18 protein-coding genes are annotated in these 17,388 nt (G+C 72.4%); 8 read left to right on the forward strand and 10 right to left on the reverse strand.

Translation table 11 applies throughout. The features are described 5' to 3' along the window. The first annotated feature begins 20 nt into the window (after window positions 1-20). Both HGB54_RS07715 and HGB54_RS12745 read left to right on the forward strand, forming a co-directional pair. Entirely contained in the window at window positions 21-839 is an 819-nt protein-coding gene (locus HGB54_RS07715) for an ABC transporter ATP-binding protein (protein ID WP_168915924.1), read from the forward strand. Next, the gene (locus HGB54_RS12745) at window positions 836-2,236 is read left to right on the forward strand and encodes an FtsX-like permease family protein (protein ID WP_168915925.1); all 1,401 of its coding nucleotides are present in this window, start codon (window positions 836-838) and stop codon (window positions 2,234-2,236) included. The genes HGB54_RS07715 and HGB54_RS12745 overlap by 4 nt, the downstream gene beginning before the upstream one ends. 109 nt (window positions 2,237-2,345) lie before the next feature. Here HGB54_RS12745 and HGB54_RS07725 read toward each other — a convergent pair whose 3' ends face one another. After that, the gene (locus HGB54_RS07725) at window positions 2,346-4,133 is read right to left on the reverse strand and encodes a BCCT family transporter (protein ID WP_228545738.1); all 1,788 of its coding nucleotides are present in this window, start codon (window positions 4,131-4,133) and stop codon (window positions 2,346-2,348) included. Between the two features lie 247 nt (window positions 4,134-4,380). Here HGB54_RS07725 and HGB54_RS07730 point away from each other — a divergent pair, with 247 nt between their 5' ends. Next, complete coding sequence (locus HGB54_RS07730; protein WP_228545739.1) at window positions 4,381-5,556, forward strand: DUF1611 domain-containing protein; 1,176 nt, start codon at window positions 4,381-4,383, stop codon at window positions 5,554-5,556. Here the strand turns inward: HGB54_RS07730 and HGB54_RS07735 are convergent. Next, complete coding sequence (locus tag HGB54_RS07735) at window positions 5,553-6,923, reverse strand: NAD-dependent succinate-semialdehyde dehydrogenase (RefSeq protein WP_168915927.1); 1,371 nt, start codon at window positions 6,921-6,923, stop codon at window positions 5,553-5,555. The genes HGB54_RS07730 and HGB54_RS07735 overlap by 4 nt on opposite strands. 140 nt (window positions 6,924-7,063) lie before the next feature. On the opposite strand from HGB54_RS07735, the gene HGB54_RS07740 reads away from it, so the two are divergent. Beyond that, window positions 7,064-7,954, forward strand: a complete 891-nt coding sequence (locus HGB54_RS07740) for an EI24 domain-containing protein (protein WP_168915928.1) — start codon at window positions 7,064-7,066, stop codon at window positions 7,952-7,954. On the opposite strand, the gene HGB54_RS07745 is transcribed toward HGB54_RS07740, so the two are convergent. Genes HGB54_RS07745 through rlmN form a run of 3 tightly spaced genes read right to left on the reverse strand, consistent with a single transcriptional unit; the run spans window position 7,896 to window position 9,980 of the window. Further along, entirely contained in the window at window positions 7,896-8,396 is a 501-nt protein-coding gene (locus HGB54_RS07745; protein ID WP_168915929.1) for a GAF domain-containing protein, read from the reverse strand. The genes HGB54_RS07740 and HGB54_RS07745 overlap by 59 nt on opposite strands. 38 nt (window positions 8,397-8,434) lie before the next feature. Then, the gene (locus HGB54_RS07750) at window positions 8,435-8,746 is read right to left on the reverse strand and encodes a hypothetical protein (RefSeq protein ID WP_168915930.1); all 312 of its coding nucleotides are present in this window, start codon (window positions 8,744-8,746) and stop codon (window positions 8,435-8,437) included. Window positions 8,747-8,753: 7 nt separating this feature from the next. After that, window positions 8,754-9,980: a 23S rRNA (adenine(2503)-C(2))-methyltransferase RlmN gene (rlmN, locus tag HGB54_RS07755; protein ID WP_168915931.1), complete on the reverse strand. Its 1,227-nt coding sequence runs from the start codon at window positions 9,978-9,980 to the stop codon at window positions 8,754-8,756. Window positions 9,981-10,167: 187 nt separating this feature from the next. Here rlmN and HGB54_RS07760 point away from each other — a divergent pair, with 187 nt between their 5' ends. Further along, the gene (locus HGB54_RS07760) at window positions 10,168-10,611 is read left to right on the forward strand and encodes a YciI family protein (RefSeq protein WP_228545740.1); all 444 of its coding nucleotides are present in this window, start codon (window positions 10,168-10,170) and stop codon (window positions 10,609-10,611) included. A 27-nt stretch (window positions 10,612-10,638) separates the two neighbouring features. Here the strand turns inward: HGB54_RS07760 and HGB54_RS07765 are convergent, their stop codons facing one another. Beyond that, window positions 10,639-11,145: an SRPBCC family protein gene (locus tag HGB54_RS07765; RefSeq protein WP_168915932.1), complete on the reverse strand. Its 507-nt coding sequence runs from the start codon at window positions 11,143-11,145 to the stop codon at window positions 10,639-10,641. A 41-nt stretch (window positions 11,146-11,186) separates the two neighbouring features. Beyond that, entirely contained in the window at window positions 11,187-11,519 is a 333-nt protein-coding gene (locus tag HGB54_RS07770; RefSeq protein WP_168915933.1) for an ArsR/SmtB family transcription factor, read from the reverse strand. Window positions 11,520-11,624: 105 nt separating this feature from the next. On the opposite strand from HGB54_RS07770, the gene HGB54_RS07775 reads away from it, so the two are divergent. Together HGB54_RS07775 and HGB54_RS12750 are read left to right on the forward strand one after the other, a co-directional pair. Continuing rightward, complete coding sequence (locus HGB54_RS07775; protein ID WP_168915934.1) at window positions 11,625-13,379, forward strand: DEAD/DEAH box helicase; 1,755 nt, start codon at window positions 11,625-11,627, stop codon at window positions 13,377-13,379. Between the two features lie 73 nt (window positions 13,380-13,452). Further along, the gene (locus tag HGB54_RS12750) at window positions 13,453-13,584 is read left to right on the forward strand and encodes a hypothetical protein (RefSeq protein WP_267237825.1); all 132 of its coding nucleotides are present in this window, start codon (window positions 13,453-13,455) and stop codon (window positions 13,582-13,584) included. A gap of 207 nt (window positions 13,585-13,791) precedes the next feature. Here HGB54_RS12750 and HGB54_RS07780 read toward each other — a convergent pair whose 3' ends face one another. Both HGB54_RS07780 and HGB54_RS07785 read right to left on the reverse strand, forming a co-directional pair. Beyond that, window positions 13,792-14,703: an alpha/beta fold hydrolase gene (locus tag HGB54_RS07780; protein WP_168915935.1), complete on the reverse strand. Its 912-nt coding sequence runs from the start codon at window positions 14,701-14,703 to the stop codon at window positions 13,792-13,794. Beyond that, window positions 14,700-15,065 (reverse strand): hypothetical protein, encoded by a 366-nt coding sequence (locus HGB54_RS07785; RefSeq protein WP_168915936.1) that lies wholly within the window; start codon window positions 15,063-15,065, stop codon window positions 14,700-14,702. The genes HGB54_RS07780 and HGB54_RS07785 overlap by 4 nt, the downstream gene beginning before the upstream one ends. Window positions 15,066-15,212: 147 nt before the next feature. Here HGB54_RS07785 and HGB54_RS07790 point away from each other — a divergent pair, with 147 nt between their 5' ends. Next, entirely contained in the window at window positions 15,213-15,740 is a 528-nt protein-coding gene (locus HGB54_RS07790; RefSeq protein ID WP_168915937.1) for a helix-turn-helix domain-containing protein, read from the forward strand. A 201-nt stretch (window positions 15,741-15,941) separates the two neighbouring features. On the opposite strand, the gene argG is transcribed toward HGB54_RS07790, so the two are convergent. Continuing rightward, window positions 15,942-17,378 carry an argininosuccinate synthase gene (gene argG / locus HGB54_RS07795; RefSeq protein WP_168915938.1) on the reverse strand — a complete coding sequence of 479 codons (1,437 nt, stop codon included), beginning with the start codon at window positions 17,376-17,378 and terminating at the stop codon, window positions 15,942-15,944. Window positions 17,379-17,388: the final 10 nt, after the last annotated feature.

Here is a 17,388-nt window from a genome sequence, read left to right on the forward strand (position 1 = left end):
GCGCTCCTAGCGTCGTCGGCATGAACCTCCACACCTCACCAGCAGCGGCCTCCCCGGCCCCCGCCACCGTCCCCTCGGGCCGCACCCCCGTGGCCCGCGCCCTCGGCGTCTCGCGCATGTTCGGCGCCGGCTCGAGCGTCGTGCACGCCGTCGAGGGGGTCACCGTCGCCTTCGAGCGCGGCGTGCTCTCGGCCGTCATCGGACCGAGCGGGTCGGGCAAGACGACCCTCATGCACCTGCTCGCCGGCCTCGACGCCCCCACCGTGGGCGACGTCGAGCTCGACGGCGTGCCGCTCGGCGGCCTCGACGACACCGCGATGGCGGCGCTGCGGCACGAGCGCACGGGCTTCGTCTTCCAGTCGTTCAACCTCATGCCCGCGCTGACCGCGCTCGAGAACATCCGCCTGCCCGAGACGCTCGGCCGCCGGGTGCGGCAGAACGACCGGGTGTGGGAGCAGCAGCTCGTCAGCCGCCTCGGCATCGCTCCGCTGCTCGACCGCCGGCCGGGCGAGCTCTCGGGAGGGCAGCAGCAGCGCGTCGCGATCGCCCGGGCGCTCGCGCACCGCCCCGCCGTGGTCTTCGCCGACGAGCCGACGGGCAACCTCGACATGCGCACGAGCGGCGAGGTGCTCGCCCTGCTGTCGGAGCTCGTCACCGAGACCGACAGCGGCATCGTCATGGTCACCCACGATCCCGTCGCGGCGAGCCACGCCGGCCGGGTCGTCGCCCTCCGCGACGGCCGCATCGTGAGCGACACGGGCGCGCGCAGCGCCGAGCAGCTCGCCTCGGTCATGCTCGGAGCCTCGGCGACGGCCGGCGCGACGGCGGCCGGCCGATGACCACCCGGTCGGGCATGGTCGCGGCCATGACCGTGGTCGTGCTCAGCGCCTTCTACGGCGTGCTGCTGCTCATCACGACGAGCCTCATCTCGGCGGGCGTGCTGCAGACGGGCTTCGGCGACAACGACGCCACGGTCTTCGTGCTCGGCGTCCTGGCCTTCGCCTTCATCGCCGTGGCCGTCATCGTCGCCTCGAGCGTCATCTCGAGCGCCTTCACCCTCGTCACGGCCTCCCGGGTGCGCGAGATCGCCCTGCGCCGGCTGCTCGGGGCCTCGGCGCAACAGGAGCGCGGCCGCATCGCCCGGCAGGGCGCCGTCATGGGCGCGGTCGGGGCGACGGCGGGCACGGCGCTCGCGGTGCTCGCGGGTTTCGGCATGCTCGCCATCGGTCGGGGGCCCGACGGCGACGGGCTGCTGGCCGCGGCCGGACCGCTCGACGTGCTCTACCCGCTCGCGATCGTGCCGGCCGTCGCGGTCGCCGTGACGACCGCCGTGGCGGCGTGGCGCGGCTCCCACGGGGTGCTCTCCGCGCAGCCCGTGCTCGCCCTCGGCGCCGCGGCGACGCACGAGACGGGGGCGACCGGCGATGAGCGCGTGCGCATCTCGGCGCCCGCGGTCGCGCTGCTCGGCCTCGGGGTGCTGCTGCTCGCCGTCGCCGCCGTGCTCGGCGCCGTCAGCCCGCTCGCCGTCGTCGTCGGCCTCCTCGGCGGCGTACTGCTCGCCATCGGCGTCATGACGAGCATCGGCGGCACCCTGCCGCACCTGTTCCGCCTGCTCGGCCGCCTGCTGCCCCGCAGCGGCGCGGGCGGGGCCGCCCGGCGCAGCCTCGCCCAGCATCCCGTGCGGGCAGCCCGCGCCTCGCTCGGCGTCGTGCTGAGCACGGCGGTCGTCACGATGTTCGCGGTCGGCACGGCCATCTTCGAGCGGTCCATCATCGACGAGTACTACGGCACGGGCGATGAGGCCGAGGTCGCGGTGATCCTCACCGGCATCCTGGCCGTCGTCGGCGCGCTCGTCTCGGTGATCGCACTCATCTCGGCCATCGGGCTGACGACGACGGTGGCGCTCACCACCCGGCTGCGGGCCCGCGAGATCGCGACCGGCCGCGTGCTCGGGCAGAGCCGGCGGGATGCCGTGCGCGCGATCCTCGTCGAGACCGCGGTCGTCTGCACGAGCGCGGCCCTCGCGGGCCTGCTGCTCGGCACGGCGCTCGGCTGGGTCGGCGCGCAGAGCGTCATGGGCTTCTCGATGGCGGGTCGGATCGTGCCCTTCGTCATCCCGCCCGCCCTCGTCGTCGGGCTGCTCGTCGCCACCGTCGTGCTCGGCCTCGTGGCGAGCGCCTCCCCCGCCCGCTTCGTGCTCGCCGACTCCCCGGCGCGGGCCTTCGCGCGGGCCTGAGCGGCGACCCCGGCACCGCCCGCGGCAAGGCCCGCGGCACCGCCTCCGGCACGACGACGCCCCGCCCCGCGATCAGCGGGACGGGGCGTCGTCGTGAGCAGCGCCGGGCTCAGCGGGGGGCGGGGCCCGCCGCACGCTCCGGCAGCTCGGTCAGCTGCTTCTGCCCGGCCGTCTCGTCGGGCTCGAGCGTCGACGTGAGGTCGGGGCTCGCGCCGACGGGCGTCGCGAGCGCGGCATCCGTCGCGGCGCGGTCCTTCGTGAAGCGGCGGCGCAGGCCGCTGAGCAGACCGCGGGGATCGCGCTCGGCAGGGGCATCCACTTCGAGGCCGTAGTACTCGCCGATGTGGTCGACGAACGCGGCGCGGCGGGCGCGGTCGTAGGCCCGCGCCTCCCGCTGGAAGGCGATCGCGGTGGCCCAGCAGGCAGCCAGCATCACGACCGAGAACGGCAGCGCGATGATGATCGCCGCCGTCTGCAGCGCTCCGAGCCCGCCCGCGAGGATGAGCGCGATGGCGAGCAGGGCCGTCGCCAAGACGAAGAAGACCCGCAGGCGCTTGGCCGGGTCGACGTCGCCGCCGCTCGCGATCATCGCCATCACGAGGGCTCCGGAGTCGGAGGAGGTGATGAAGAAGATGGCGATGAGGAGGATCGCGCCGATCGTCAGCGCGATGCCGCCGGGCAGGTCGCCGAGCAGACCGAACAGAGCCGCCTCGGTATCGACCGCGCCGTCCGCGCCGACGAGCCCGCCGCCGCCGAACAGCTCGCGGTACAGGGCGCTGCCGCCGAGCACGGAGAACCACAGGAAGGTGATCGCGGTCGGCACGAGCATGACGCCGAACACGAACTCCCGCACGGTGCGGCCCTTCGAGATGCGGGCGATGAAGATGGCGACGAACGGCGCCCACGAGATCCACCAACCCCAGTAGAAGCTCGTCCACGCGGCCTGCCAGGCCTCGCCCTCGGCGCCGGCGAAGGCGCTCACGGTGAAGCTCAAGCCGACGAAGTCCTGCAGGTAGTTGCCGAGCGACTGCACGAACTCGCGGAGCAGGAACTGGGTGGGGCCGACGATGATGAGGAACAGCACGAGCGCGCCGGCGAGGGCGAGGTTCGTGACCGAGAGCCACTTCATGCCGCGATTGACGCCCGAGAGCACCGAGAACAGCACCGCCACGGTGATGACCGCGATGATGATGATCGTCGACAGGTCGCTCGCGGGCATGATGCCCGCCTCCTCGAGGCCGGCACCGATCTGCAGCACCCCCAGGCCGAGCGACGTGGCGACGCCGAAGATCGTGCCGACGAGGGCGGCGATGTCGATGACATTGCCCCAGCCGCCCTGCACGCGTTTGCCGAGCAGGGGCTCGAGGGCCCAGCGGATCGACACCGGGCGCTTGCGGCGGTGGATGGCGTAAGCGAGGGCGAGGCCCAGCACGACGTAGATCGACCAGGCGTGCACGCCCCAGTGCAGGTACGTCTGCGACATCGCCTTCTGGGCGAGCTCGACGTCGGTTCCGGTGACGCCGGGGCGCGGGTTCGCGAAGTGGCTGAGCGGCTCGCTCACGCCCCAGAACACGAGGCCGATGCCCATGCCGGCGGCGAAGAGCAGGGCGAACCACGACACCAGCGAGAACTCGGGCCTGTCGTCGTCGTTGCCGAGTCGCAGATGGCCGTGGCGGCTGAAGCCGGCCCACAGGGCGAAAGCTACGAAGAAGGCGGCGATGAGCACGTAGTACCAGTTGAAGTTGGCGATGATGGTCGACTGGACGGCGCCGAATGCCTCGCCCGAGGCCTCCGGGGCGATGAGCGCGATGGCCGTGAACACGAGGACGATGACGGCGGTGGGCCAGAAGACCCAGCGTTGGACGGGGGCACGGGTATCGGTCTGCAGATCTGTCACGTGCATCGAGGCTACGAGCCGTCGTCGGCCGTCTCCGTGGATCCGGCCAGGTGCCGCGGAGGGTGATGTGACACCGCGCGCGTGATATCGAAGGGCTCGCGATGCCTCAAGTCGAGCGGGTCACGATCAGGGCACGGGGTCGGCGCGCAGACCCCCCTGCTACGGTCGCCCCACCGGTGAACGTCATCGGGCAATCTCAGGGAAGACTCTCGTCCGCCTCCTCTGACTCGATCAGAGGAGCACTCCCGTGCCCGGCATCAACCGTCCCGTCCCCTCCGACCGCCGCGCGCTCGGGCATCCCGATCGCCCCGCCCCGCTGCCGCACCGCGCCGTGACCGCCGTCGTCTACTGCGAGGGCCAGTTCGGCGAGCAGGACGGCAAGACCGCCAACGGCCTCGTGCGCCGCAGCGAGCGCTACGAGATCGTGAGCGTCATCGACAGCACGCTCGCCGGCCGCGACGCGGGCGACGTGCTCGACGGGGCCGCGGCGGGCATCCCGATCGTCACCGACCTCGAGGCGGCGATCGCCGACCACGGCACGGTTCCCGACTACCTCATCTGCGGCGTCGCCCCCGCCGACGGGCTGCTCTCGCCGGCCCAGCGGCTCGTGCTGCTCGACGGCATCGCCCGCGGCATGCACATCATCAACGGGCTGCACGAGTTCCTCGCCGACGACGTCGAGTTCGCCGCCGCGGCGCTGCTCGCGAACGTCACCATCCTCGACATCCGCCGACCCAAGCCGACCGCCGAGCTGCACCTGTACTCGGGCCGCATCGACGCGGTCACCTGCCCCCGCATCGCCGTGCTCGGCACCGACGGCGCCATCGGCAAGCGCACGACCGCCATCCTGCTGGTGGATGCCCTGCGCGCGGTCGGCATCAACGCCGTGCTCGTCGGCACGGGCCAGACGACGATCATCCAGGGCGGCCGCTACGGCGTCGCGCTCGACGCCCTCGTGCCGCAGTTCTGCTCGGGCGAGGTCGAGCACCAGGTGGTGCGCGCCTTCGAGGCCGAGAACCCCGACATCATCGTCGTCGAGGGCCAGGGCGCCCTCAGCCACCCCGCCTACCTGACCTCGGCGCACATCCTGCGCGGCAGCAGGCCGCAGGGCGTCATCGTGCAGCACGCGCCGACGCGGCTCGTGCGCGGCGACTTCCCGATGTCGCCCATGCCGAGCGTGGCCAGCGAGATCGCCCTCATCGAGGCCTTCGCCGACACGCGCGTGATCGGCATCACCGTCAACCACGAGGGGATGCTCGACCACGAGATCGGCGCCGTCATCGACGAGTACGAGCTCGCGTTCGGGCTCGTGGCCACCGACCCGCTCACGCGGCCGCGCGAGCGGCTCGTCGACATGGTGCTCGCGGCGTTCCCCGTGCTGGCCGCGACGGCGCAGCGCGGGGACGACGCGCTCGTCGGCTAGAAGCCGACGCGGATCATCTTCTTGTTGACGAACTCGTCGATGCCGAAGGTGCCGAGCTCGCGGCCCGAGCCGGAGCGCTTGATGCCGCCGAACGGCAGCTCCGCGCCCTCGGCGCCGACGGCGTTGATGAAGACCATGCCGGCCTCGATGCGGTCGGCGACCCGCAGCGCCTGCTCCTCGTCGGTGGTGAAGACGTACGAGCCGAGGCCGTAGGGGGTGTCGTTCGCGAGCTCGATCGCGGCGTCCTCGTCGGCGACGCGGAACACCTGCGCGACGGGGCCGAAGAACTCCTCGTGGTACGCGTCGTTGTCCGGTGTGACGCCGGTGAGCACGGCGGTCCTCACGAAGTTGCCCTCGCGCCCGCCGCCCGCGGCGAGCGTCGCGCCCTGCGCGATCGCGCGCTCCACCTGCTCCTCGAGCCGCTCGACGGCGAGCGTCGACGAGAGCGGGCCGATGACGGCGTCGGGGCTCATCGGGTCGGCGGGCTCGACCGCGGTGAGCGCGGCGCTGAACTTCTCCAGGAACTCGTCGTAGAGGCCGTCGACGACGATGAAGCGCTTGCCGGCGTTGCAGGCCTGCCCGCTGTTGTCCACCCGGGCGGCGACCGCCTGCTCGACCGCGGCATCCATGTCATCGGTGCTCAGCAGGATGAAGGGGTCGCTGCCGCCGAGCTCGAGCACGACCTTCTTCAGGTGACGGCCGGCCTGCTCGGCGACGGCGGCGCCCGCGCGCTCCGAGCCGGTGAGCGAGACGCCCTGCACGCGGGGGTCGGCGATGACGGTCGAGATCTGGTCGTTCGTGGCGTAGATGTTGACGTAGGCGCCCTCGGGGAACCCGGCGTCGTGGAACATCCGCGCCATCGCCGCCGAGCTCTCGGGGCACTGCGGCGCGTGCTTCAGCAGGATGGTGTTGCCGACGATGAGGTTCGGACCGGCGAAGCGGGCGACCTGGTAGTACGGGAAGTTCCACGGCATGATGCCGAGCAGCACGCCGAGCGAGCTGCGGCGCACGAAGGCGCGGCCCTCGCCGTCGAGCAGCTCGATCGGGGTGTCGGCGAGCAGTCGCTCGGCGTTGTCGGCGTAGTACTCGTAGATGCTGGCCGAGAAGTCGACCTCGCCGAGCGCCGACTCGAGCGGCTTGCCCATCTCGCGCACGATGATGGCGGCGAGCTCCTCGCGGCGCTCGGTGTGCAGCTCGGCGACGCGGCGCATCATCGCGGCGCGGTCGGCGACCGTCGTCGAGCGCGACCAGCCGCGGTGGGCGTCGTGCGCGGCCGCGATGGCCTCCTGCAGCTCGGCGTCGGTGATGGTGGAGTACGTCTTCACGGTCTCCCCCGTGGCGGGGTTGACGACGGCGTAGTCGCTCATGAGTCTCCTCGAGGTGGGGTCGGGCGGGTCGACGCGGGCGAAGGAGGCCCGCGACGGTGGTGGCCTGGGCCCAGCGTATCGGGGCGGCGACGGCTCGGGGCAGCGGTCATGCAGCGCGGCGGCGGCACTAGCCTTTCCCCATGATCGTGCCGCCGACCCCCGCCCGTCGCGGCGTCGTCGGCGAGCTGGTCGGCGGGGCGGGCCTCGTGTGGCGCGGGTTCGGATTCTGGCGCCGACGGCCCGGAGTCATGGCCCTCGGCATGCTGCCCGGGCTCATCGTGCTCATCGTCGTGGGCGGGCTGATCACGCTGCTCGCGGTGAACACCGGCGCGGTCGGCACGTGGCTCACCCCGTTCGCCGAGGAGTGGGGCGAGGCCGCGCGCACGGCCGCGCGCGAGATCGCGGGCTTCCTCGTCGTGCTCGCCGCCGCCGTGCTCGCCTTCTACACCTTCACCACCCTCACCCTCATCGTCGGCGACCCCTTCTACGAGCGCATCCAGCGCCGCGTCGAGGTCGATCTCGGCGGGCTCGACGAGGCTCCGGTCGGCTTCTGGCGCTCGGTCGGCGGCAGCATCCTGCTCGTGCTGCGCGGCGCGCTCTACGCCGTGCTCACCTTCGCGACGGGTCTCATCCCCGGCGTCGGCGCGATCCTGGCGCCCGTTCTCGGCGCCGTGCTCGCCGGCCACCTGATCGGTCGCGAGCTCGCGACGCGCCCCTTCGAGAGCAGGGGCATCGTGGGGGATGCCCGGCGCGCGCTGCGTCGCGGCAACCGCGCCCGCCAGCTCGGCTTCGGGGTCATGACGCAGCTGTTCTTCCTCGTTCCCGGCGGCGCCATCCTCGTGATGCCCGCGGCGGTCGTCGGCTCGACGCTGCTCGTGCGGCAGATGCTGGAGCGCCGGGGTCTCGAGGCCACTGCGGGGCTGCCGGGGGCGGAGTCGCCGGATGCGAGCCTCACGGGGCTCGCCGAGCCGATCAGCCCCGCAGCGCCTCCCACAGCACGGCCGTCCGCTCCCCCGCCGCCATCCGGGTGATGCTCTGCCAGTTGCGGCCGCCGCGCGACATCGTCTCGTGCACGGCCGCGGGTGCGTCGGCGTCGTCGACCGGCCGTGGCAGCCACTCGGCATCGCGCACGTGCACGAGGTCGACCGCGTGCGCCGCGGCGCTCGGGTCGTAGCGCCAGGGGCCGGTCACGCGGCCGAGGTGCAGGGCGCCGGCCGCGTCGGTCGTCCAGACGAACGAGCCGAGCGGGGCGGCCGCGAAGCGCGCGAGCCGCCGGGCGGCGCGCTCGTCCGGCGCCGGAGGCGCGGCGAGGGCGGCGACCGCCGCGGCGAGATCGTGCGGCACCGGGTCGAGACGCCCGCCGACCCCGACCAGGCCGAGCTCGAGCGCGCGGGCGACGGCGGCGCGGTCATCGGGCACCGAGGCGAGCCGGGAGCGCATGGGGGCGCGGAAGACGGGAGGCGGGGCATCCATCACGACGGGCTCGGGCGGCGATCAGCGACGGTCACGGCTCAGCCGGCCGCGACCAGGAGGACGATCACCAGGCCCGTCGCGACCATGAGGCCGAAGAGGATCGCGAGCAGGCGCAGTCGGGTCGGGCGGGCGCGGACGGTGACCCGCACCACGAGCATGGCCGCCATGGCGACGCCGATGAGGGCGGCGCCGAGGGACGCGCGGTCGTCGCCGAGCGTCCACCCCAGCGCGAGCAGCATGCCGCCGACGAGCACCGTCGTGATCGCGCCGACGATCAGCCAGGTCGCTCCCGAGGCCGTCGTCAGCTCGCGCTGATCGCGCGTGCGGGTCGGGTCGACGGGCTCGGGCACGGTCGCGCTACTCGTCGGCCGCCGCGAGCTGGCCGCAGGCCCCGTCGATCTCCTTGCCGCGGGTGTCGCGCAGCGTCGTCGGGATGCCGGCGTCGTCGATGCGGCGCACGAACTCGCGCATGACGGCCGGGTCCGAGCTCGTCCAGATCGATCCGGGGGTCGGATTCAGCGGGATGGGGTTCACGTGCACCCAGCCGCGGCCGCGCTCGTTGAGCTTCTGCGCGAGCAGGTCGGCCCGCCAGGCGTGGTCGTTCATGTCCTTGATGAGCGCGTACTCGATGCTCACGCGGCGCCCGGTCTTCTCGAAGTACTCGCGGGCGGCGTCGAGCGCCTCGTCGACCTTCCAGCGCGAGTTCACCGGGATCAGCTCGTCGCGCAGGGTGTCGTCGGGCGCGTGCAGGCTGAGGGCGAAGGTCACCGGGATGCCCTCGTCGGCGAGCTTCTTGATCGCCGGCACGAGGCCGACCGTCGAGACGGTGATGTTGCGCGCGCTCATCCCGAGGCCGTTCGGCTGCGGCGCGACCATCGTGCGCACCGCGCTCATCAGCCGCGCGTAGTTCGCGAGCGGCTCGCCCATGCCCATGAAGACGATGTTGCTGACGCGGTCGGGCGTCTCGTCGCCCTTCTTGCGGCCGCCGAGCTCCCCCGCGGCGAGCGCGCGGTTCGCGGCGACGACCTGGTCGACGATCTCGGCCGCCGACATGTTGCGGGTGAGCCCCGCCTGACCGGTCGCGCAGAAGGGGCAGTTCATGCCGCAGCCCGCCTGGCTCGACACGCAGAGCGTGATGCGGCCCGGGTAGCGCATGAGCACGCTCTCGACGAGGGCGCCGTCGTGCAGCTTCCAGAGGAACTTGATGGTGTCGCCGTTGTCGGTCTGCAGGCGGCGCACCTCGGTGAGCAGCGGCGGCAGCAGGCCCGCGGCGAGCTCGTCGCGCAGCGCGGCGGGCAGATCGGTCATGCGCGCGGGGTCGGCGGTGTAGTGCGTGAAGTAGTGGGTCGAGACCTGCTTCGCGCGGAACTTCGGCAGCCCGAGCTCGATGACCTTCGCCTCGCGCTGCTCGACGGTGAGGTCGGCCCAGTGCTCGGGCGGCTTGCCGCGCTTCGGCGAGGCGAACTGCAGGGCGGGGCGGCCCTCGGCGTCGAGCTTCTGGGTCCAGCCCTCGGCGGCGGGCCGCACCTGGGGTCGCGCGATCGCGGTCGTGCCGTTGTTGCGGATGCCGCGCTCGGGTGCCATACCCACCAGGGTACGCGGCCCCGACCCGCGCCCCTTTCGATGCGGGATGCTCAGCACTAGCGTGAGCGCAGACGCCCGCCCCTCGACCCCGCTGCGGACGGATTCCGACGACGATGTCGATTCCCGCGCATCCCGTTCGACGTCATCATGAGGGCGCATCCGGCGCCCACCCCCTGAAGGAGACACCATGCCCAGGTACATGCTCATCATGCGCACCACCGACGCGGCCCAGGCCGCCTCCGCCGACATCGACTTCGAGGAGGTCATCAACGCGATGGGCGCGTACAACGCGGCGATGATGGAGGCGGGAGTGATGGTGGGCGGCGACGGCCTGAGCGATGCCGCGCAGGGCGCGGTGGTCACGTTCGGCGAGGGCGACGAGCGCGTCGTCACCGACGGCCCCTACGGCGAGACCCGCGAGCTCTTCAACGGCTTCTGGATGCTCGACGTGCCGGCCCAGGCTGACGCCGTCGAGTGGGCGAAGCGCTGCCCGCTCGGCCCCGGCAACGCCCTCGAGGTGCGCCGCGTCACCGACGAGAGCGACTTCGAGGACTACGCCGACAACGAATTTCTCCAGGCCGAGGAGGGCTGGCGCGAGCAGATCGCGGCGCGCGAGGCCGAGAAGGGCTGAGACAAGCGCGCTCGACCCTGCCGCGGGCTAGGGCCTCGGCGGAGCATCCCCCGTCAGGATCGCGTCGATCTGCCCCATGGCGCCCGTCATGCCCTCGATCATGCCCATGCCGACGATCTGCTCCATCTCCTCGGCCGAGTCGAAGCGCATGCGGGTGACCATGCGGGTGCGGCCGCCGTCGAGCGATTCGAGCTCGACGCGGCCGTGCATCCTCGGCATGGTGTCGTCGGGCTCGCCGTCCTCCCCGCGGAACCCGTCGTCGAACTCGAGCGCGTTCGGCTCGTCGAGGTGGGTGAAGCGCAGCCAGGCCGCGCTGGTCTCCCCCTCCGGGCCCGTCATGACGTACGGCGAGAAGCCGCCGACGGTGAAGTCGTGCGCGGGGAACGAGGCGGGCCAGGTCGGCGGTCCCCACCACTGCTCGAGCTGCCGCGCATCGGCCCAGAGCTGCCACACCCGCATCGGCGGCGCGTCGAACTCGGCGGTGAACACGAGCGTCAGGGTGCGCTCATCGATCTCGGAACTGATGACGGGCATCCCCGCCTCCTCTCCCCCGCCGGTCGACGGGGATGCGCCGCTCAGCCCTCGGCCAGCAGGCGCTCCATGCCGGCGGCACGGTGCCGCCAGAGGCTCTCGTACTGCTCGAGCAGGGCGCGGGCCTTCTCGAGCTGGCGGAGGTCGGTCCGCACGAGCTGCTCCCTCCCCCGTCGTCGCTTCGTGACGAGGCCGGCGCGGACGAGCACGGCGACGTGCTTCTGCACGGCGGCGAAGCTCATCGCGTAGCCCGCGGCGAGCGCGGTCACCGAGAGCTCGTCGACGGCCGCCCGGGCGAGGATGTCGCGCCGGGTGGCGTCGGCGAGCGCCTGGAACACGCGGTCGACGACCTCATCGGACTGCTTATCTACAACCATTTGGTTACACGATAGCCCGCGCCGAGCATCCCCGCAAGAGGGTCGGGATGCCCCGCCGCGCGCCCGCGCACGCACCGACCCCGCCCGGGGCGTACCGTTAAGGCCATGACGCCTCCTGAGACGACCGCCCCCACCGAGGCCGACAGCGCGCCCACCATCACCTTCGACCAGCTGGGCCTCAGCGACGACGTCATGACGGCGCTCAAGAACGTCGGCTACGAGCACCCCTCGGCCATCCAGGCCGCCACCATCCCGACCCTGCTGAACGGGCGCGACGTGGTGGGCCTCGCCCAGACCGGCACCGGCAAGACGGCCGCCTTCGCGCTGCCGATCCTGTCGCGCCTCGACATCTCGCAGAAGTCGCCGCAGGCCCTCGTGCTCGCCCCTACGCGCGAGCTCGCGCTGCAGGTGTGCGAGGCCTTCGAGAAGTACGCCTCCGCCATGCACGGCGTGCACGTGCTGCCCGTCTACGGCGGCCAGGCGTACGGCGTGCAGCTCTCGGCCCTGCGCCGCGGCGTGCACATCGTCGTCGGCACCCCCGGCCGCATCATGGACCACCTCGACAAGGGCACGCTCGACCTCAGCGAGCTCAAGTACCTCGTGCTCGACGAGGCCGACGAGATGCTGAAGATGGGCTTCGCCGAGGACGTCGAGACGATCCTCGCCGACACCCCCGACTCGAAGCAGGTCGCCCTGTTCTCGGCGACGATGCCGGCCGCGATCCGCCGCATCTCGCAGCAGTACCTGAACGACCCCGACGAGATCACGGTCAAGACGAAGACCACGACCTCGGTCAACACGCGGCAGCGCTACCTGATGGTCTCGTACCCGCAGAAGGTCGACGCCCTCACGCGCATCCTCGAGGTCGAGAACTTCGAGGGCATGATCGTCTTCGTCCGCACGAAGAACGAGACCGAGACGCTCGCCGAGAAGCTGCGCGCCCGCGGCTACTCGGCCCAGGCCATCAACGGCGACGTCGCCCAGGTGCAGCGCGAGCGCACCGTCGAGCAGCTGAAGTCGGGCGCCCTCGACATCCTCGTCGCCACCGACGTGGCCGCCCGCGGCCTCGACGTCGAGCGCATCAGCCACGTCGTCAACTACGACATCCCGATCGACACCGAGTCGTACGTGCACCGCATCGGCCGCACCGGTCGCGCCGGCCGCTCGGGCGACGCCATCAGCTTCGTCACCCCGCGCGAGCGCCGCCTGCTCGACGCGATCGAGCGGGCCACCCGCCAGCCGCTCACCCAGATGCAGCTGCCGAGCGTCGACGACGTCAACGCCACGCGCCTCGAGCGCTTCGACGACGCCATCACCGAGGCGCTGCAGAACGCCGAGCTCATGAGCGTGTTCCGCGACGTCATCGGCCACTACGTCGAGCACCACGACGTGCCCGAGGCCGACGTGGCGGCGGCCCTCGCCGTCGTCTCGCAGGGAGGCACCCCGCTGCTGCTGACGAAGGACGACCTGCGCCCGCCGCGCGAGAACCGCCCCGAGCGGGATGCCCGCAGCGGCCACGATCGCGGCGAGCGGCCGCCCCGCCGCAGCCGCGAGGGCCAGTCGGCTCTCGTGCCGTACCGCATCGAGGTCGGCCGCCGCCACCGCGTCGAGCCCCGGCAGATCGTCGGAGCGCTCGCCAACGAGGGCGGCCTGAGCCGCGACGACTTCGGGGCGATCAAGATCATGCCCGACTTCTCGATCGTCGAGCTGCCCGCCTCGCTCTCGTCGGAGACCATGCGCAAGCTCGAGTCGACCCGCATCAGCGGCCAGCTCATCTCGCTGCAGCTCGACCGCGGTCCGCGCGGCAAGCGCCCCGCGCGCGACGGCGACGACCGACCGGCGCGCAAGCCGCGCTACTAGCGCTCGGCGGAACCTGGGCGATATCCGTCGCACGACGGAGGATTCGTCAATCGATCACACCTACCGTGGAGCGATGGACACCGTTTCGCTGCTCATGGGCGCCGTGATCGCGTCCATCGTCTGGATCTGCTTCGTGCCGTGGACGAAGCTCGCGCGATTGCGGGAGCTCGACGCGGAGCGCGGCGACGACTCCGGTACCGAGTAGCGCGCCGCGCCTCCCGCCAGCCGCCCACCGATCAGGCCTCCCGCCGCCGAGGTGGTGAACGCCCGCTCGCGATGTCCACCGCGCGCGGTCGTCGCGAAGACGGTCAGAGTGTCCCCCTGCGTCCGCGGCGCGTCGGACGATGCACCGCGCTGGACGGACACGAACCCGCGCCCGCACGGGCGACGACGGGGCGGGACGCGTTCGTCGTCAGGGCGATGCGTCGCGCAGATCGCTCCACCACGCGGCGATGAGCGGCACGATGCGCGCGTCGATCGGGCGTCGAGCATCCACTCGGTAGGTGCGCAGCGTGGCCCTCGGTTGCGTCCGCAGGATGTGGCTGACGCCCTCGAGCTCGACGGTGCGCGTCGGTCCGCCGGTGCGCGCCGCGATCAGCGCGAGGTCCTCGGGCGGGGTCTGCAGATCGAGCGAGCCGGTGATGGCCAGCACGGGCGCCGCGGCCGCATCGAGGTCGGTGCGGGGGTCGTAGGCCATGAACTCGCGGTGCCATCGCGCGTTGAGACGCACCCCGCCGATGCGCTCGACGTCGCCGGTCGTGCGCAGCAGCCGCTGCCGATTCTTCTCCGTCTGCGCCTCCAGGTCGGTGCGCAGCAGTCGGAGGAGACCCCGCACGGGCGCGGGGAGGTCGCCGGAAAGGGCGCGCGATTGCCACCGCAGCACCTCCAGACCGGAGCGCGCGTAGCCGCTCAGCATCACCGCGCCGGCGATCCGCGGCCGCTCGGCGGCCACGCGTGCAGCGATCGTCGCGCCCTCGCTGTGCCCGATGACGATCACCGGCAGCGCTTCCTCCAGCGCGCGGTCGACCACCGCGAGAGCGTCGTCGACGAGGTCGTCGAACCCCGTGCTCAGAAACTCGCCGCCGGAGTCGCCGACGCCGCGCTTGTCCCAGCGCACGCTCGCGATCCCGTGATCGGCCAGCGCGGTCGCGAGCTGACGCTGGATGCCCAGCGCGAGTCGGCGGACGTCCCCCTCCCGATCGACCGGCCCACTGCCCGGCAGCAGCACGGCGAGAGCGGTCGCTCCGGTGACGTCGATACGCTCTCCGACGAGCCGCACGGCGGCGTCGATGACGAACGGCGATGCCGCGATCGCGGCGGTCACGGTCGGCTCGTCCGGATCGCGGCGCGCAGGACCGCCGCGCGGTCGGGCGCGTCGGCCGCGGAGACGACGATGCGATGCACGGGCCCGTCCGAGGTCAGGATCTGCACGGCAGGGCCGCTGCCGCGCACGACCGCGAGAGTCGAACGACCTCGGCGGCGCCAGGTACCGATCTTGCGCGCTCCGGGGACGCCCAGACCGGGCGCGCGGAGGCCCCTGACGGCGGCCATGCCGTCTGCCACGGCCGTGATCTCGGCGACATGCTCCGCGGGGACCACGAGGTCGCCCCGGAGCGCCAGCAGCCGGTCGAGGCGTCCGAGGCGCACGGTGATGCCGGCAGGGCCGGCGTGGATGGTCGTCGGCATGGGGTCTCCTGGAGCTCGCGGCGGATGCGGACCGCCTGATCGTCGGGGGGACGAAGGACCTCCCCCTCATTGGTATCGGATTTGATAACATTATCGCAGACGAGATCATTCCCGCCGGGCGTGAGACCACGAGCACTCGGAGGACCCGTGACCACAGCCGATCTGCTCCTGCACCCCGTGCGGCTCCGCATCGTGCAGGCGATGCTGGGCTATCCGCAGTCGACGACGCGCGAGCTCGCAGAACGCCTCGGCGACGTCCCGGTGGCGACGCTCTACCGCCACGTCGGGTCGCTCATCGACGGCGGAGTGCTCGAGGTCGTCGCCGAATCGCGCGTCCGCGGGTCGGTCGAGCGCACCCTCCGCCTGGACCTCGCGCGCACGAGCGTGGACCCGTCGGACGACGGCCTCGTCGACGAGGCCCGCCTGCGCGCCGGCTTCCTCGCCTACCTCGCGTCGCTCGCCTCCGCCTTCGACGACTACTTCGCCGCGCCTCGAGCGACGCTCGAGGACGACCTCGTGGGGTTCCGTCAGGTGGCCGTGCAGGCGACCGACGACGAGTGGCGCGTGGTGGCCGTGACGATCCGGGATGCCCTTCTCCCGCTCGTCGAGCGCTCCGAGCACCCCGAGGGCGCGCGCCGACGCATTCTGGGAACGGTCAGCCTGCCCGTGGGGTGACCCGGTGGCCGCGACGAGCCGGTGATGTCCGTCGCGCGCTGATGCGCTGGCGGCGGAGCGCAGGTCCCGCCGTCTCAGCGGCGTGTCGCGGAAATGCCCGCGCCAGGTGGACACGAGCCCCCGGTGCGAGCTCCGGGCGAGCGAGTCGAGCAGGAGGCGCTCCCGCGCGCCGAGGTCGGGCCCGCTGGGACCGACGGGGTGCTAGTCGGTGCCCGAGTCGAAGGCGCTGGCCTCGTTGGCCGCGTCGACGGCGTGCGCGAGCGCAGCATCCTTCGAGGGGGACGCCGGCTCGGTGACGTCGTCGGCGAGCCCGGCCGTGATGCGGCCGACGAGCGCCGCCGTCGCCCCGCCGATGATGCCCTGCGCCGCGTACTGCTCGAGGCGGGTGCGCGAGTCGGCGATGTCGAGGTTGCGCATCGTGAGCTGACCGATGCGGTCGGTGGGGCCGAAGGCGGCGTCGCCGACGCGCTCCATCGAGAGCTTCTCAGCCGCGTACGACAGGGTCGGCCCGGCCGTGTCGAGGATCGTGTAATCGTCGCCGCGACGCAAACGCAGGGTCACGGTGCCGGTGACCGCGCTGCCGACCCACTTCTGGATGCTCTCGCGGAGCATGAGCGACTGCGGGTCGAGCCACCGGCCCTCGTACATGAGGCGCCCGAGGCGGCGGCCCTCGGCGTGGTAGTTCGCGATCGTGTCCTCGTTGTGGATGCCGTTGAGCAGCCGCTCGTAGGCGATGTGCAGCAGCGCCATGCCCGGCGCCTCGTAGATGCCGCGGCTCTTCGCCTCGATGATGCGGTTCTCGATCTGGTCGCTCATGCCGAGCCCGTGACGGCCGCCGATGCGGTTCGCCTCGAGCACCAGCTGCACCGGGTCGTCGAAGCGCACGCCGTTGAGGGCGACGGGGCGGCCCTCCTCGAACTCCACGGTGACGTCCTCGGCGGCGATCTCGACCGACTCGTCCCAGAAGCGCACGCCCATGATCGGCTCGACGGTCTCGAGCGAGACGTTCAGGTGCTCGAGCGTCTTCGCCTCGTGAGTGGCGCCCCAGATGTTGGCGTCGGTCGAGTAGGCCTTCTCGGCCGAGTCGCGGTACGGGAACCCGTGCTCGACGAGCCACTCGCTCATCTCCTGGCGGCCGCCGAGCTCCGTGACGAAGTCCGCGTCGAGCCAGGGCTTGTAGATGCGCAGGCGCGGGTTCGCGAGCAGGCCGTAGCGGTAGAACCGCTCGATGTCGTTGCCCTTGTAGGTGCTGCCGTCGCCCCAGATCTCCACGCCGTCCTCGAGCATGGCGCGCACGAGCAGGGTGCCGGTCACGGCGCGGCCGAGGGGCGTGGTGTTGAAGTAGGCCTTGCCGCCGGTGCGGATGTGGAACGCGCCGCAGGCGAGGGCCACGAGACCCTCCTCGACGAGCGCCGACTTCGCGTCGACGAGGCGGCTGATCTCCGCGCCGTACTCCTTCGCCCGCTCGGGCACCGCGGCGACATCGGGCTCGTCGGGCTGGCCGAGGTCGCCCGTGTACGTGCAGGGGATCGCGCCCTTGTCGCGCATCCACGCGACGGCGACGGAGGTGTCGAGACCTCCGGAGAAGGCGATGCCGACGCGCTCGCCGACGGGCAGGGAAGTCAGGACCTTGGACACGAGATGCGAG

The organism is Microcella flavibacter (genome assembly GCF_012530535.1).
In the GTDB taxonomy this organism is placed as follows: Bacteria; Actinomycetota; Actinomycetes; order Actinomycetales; family Microbacteriaceae; genus Microcella; species Microcella flavibacter.

Excerpts from the sequence above, each read along its gene's own strand:
- HGB54_RS07775 (WP_168915934.1), top strand. The coding sequence starts at position 11,625 with ATGACGCCTCCTGAGACGACCGCCCCCACCGAGGCCGACAGCGCGCCC.
- HGB54_RS07740 (WP_168915928.1), top strand. The coding sequence starts at position 7,064 with ATGATCGTGCCGCCGACCCCCGCCCGTCGCGGCGTCGTCGGCGAGCTG.
- HGB54_RS07745 (WP_168915929.1), bottom strand. The coding sequence starts at position 8,396 with ATGGATGCCCCGCCTCCCGTCTTCCGCGCCCCCATGCGCTCCCGGCTC.
- rlmN (WP_168915931.1), bottom strand. The coding sequence starts at position 9,980 with ATGGCACCCGAGCGCGGCATCCGCAACAACGGCACGACCGCGATCGCG.
- HGB54_RS07785 (WP_168915936.1), bottom strand. The coding sequence starts at position 15,065 with ATGCCGACGACCATCCACGCCGGCCCTGCCGGCATCACCGTGCGCCTC.
- HGB54_RS07765 (WP_168915932.1), bottom strand. The coding sequence starts at position 11,145 with ATGCCCGTCATCAGTTCCGAGATCGATGAGCGCACCCTGACGCTCGTG.
- HGB54_RS07770 (WP_168915933.1), bottom strand. The coding sequence starts at position 11,519 with ATGGTTGTAGATAAGCAGTCCGATGAGGTCGTCGACCGCGTGTTCCAG.
- HGB54_RS12745 (WP_168915925.1), top strand. The coding sequence starts at position 836 with ATGACCACCCGGTCGGGCATGGTCGCGGCCATGACCGTGGTCGTGCTC.
- HGB54_RS07715 (WP_168915924.1), top strand. The coding sequence starts at position 21 with ATGAACCTCCACACCTCACCAGCAGCGGCCTCCCCGGCCCCCGCCACC.
- HGB54_RS12750 (WP_267237825.1), top strand. The coding sequence starts at position 13,453 with ATGGACACCGTTTCGCTGCTCATGGGCGCCGTGATCGCGTCCATCGTC.
- HGB54_RS07760 (WP_228545740.1), top strand. The coding sequence starts at position 10,168 with ATGCCCAGGTACATGCTCATCATGCGCACCACCGACGCGGCCCAGGCC.
- HGB54_RS07735 (WP_168915927.1), bottom strand. The coding sequence starts at position 6,923 with ATGAGCGACTACGCCGTCGTCAACCCCGCCACGGGGGAGACCGTGAAG.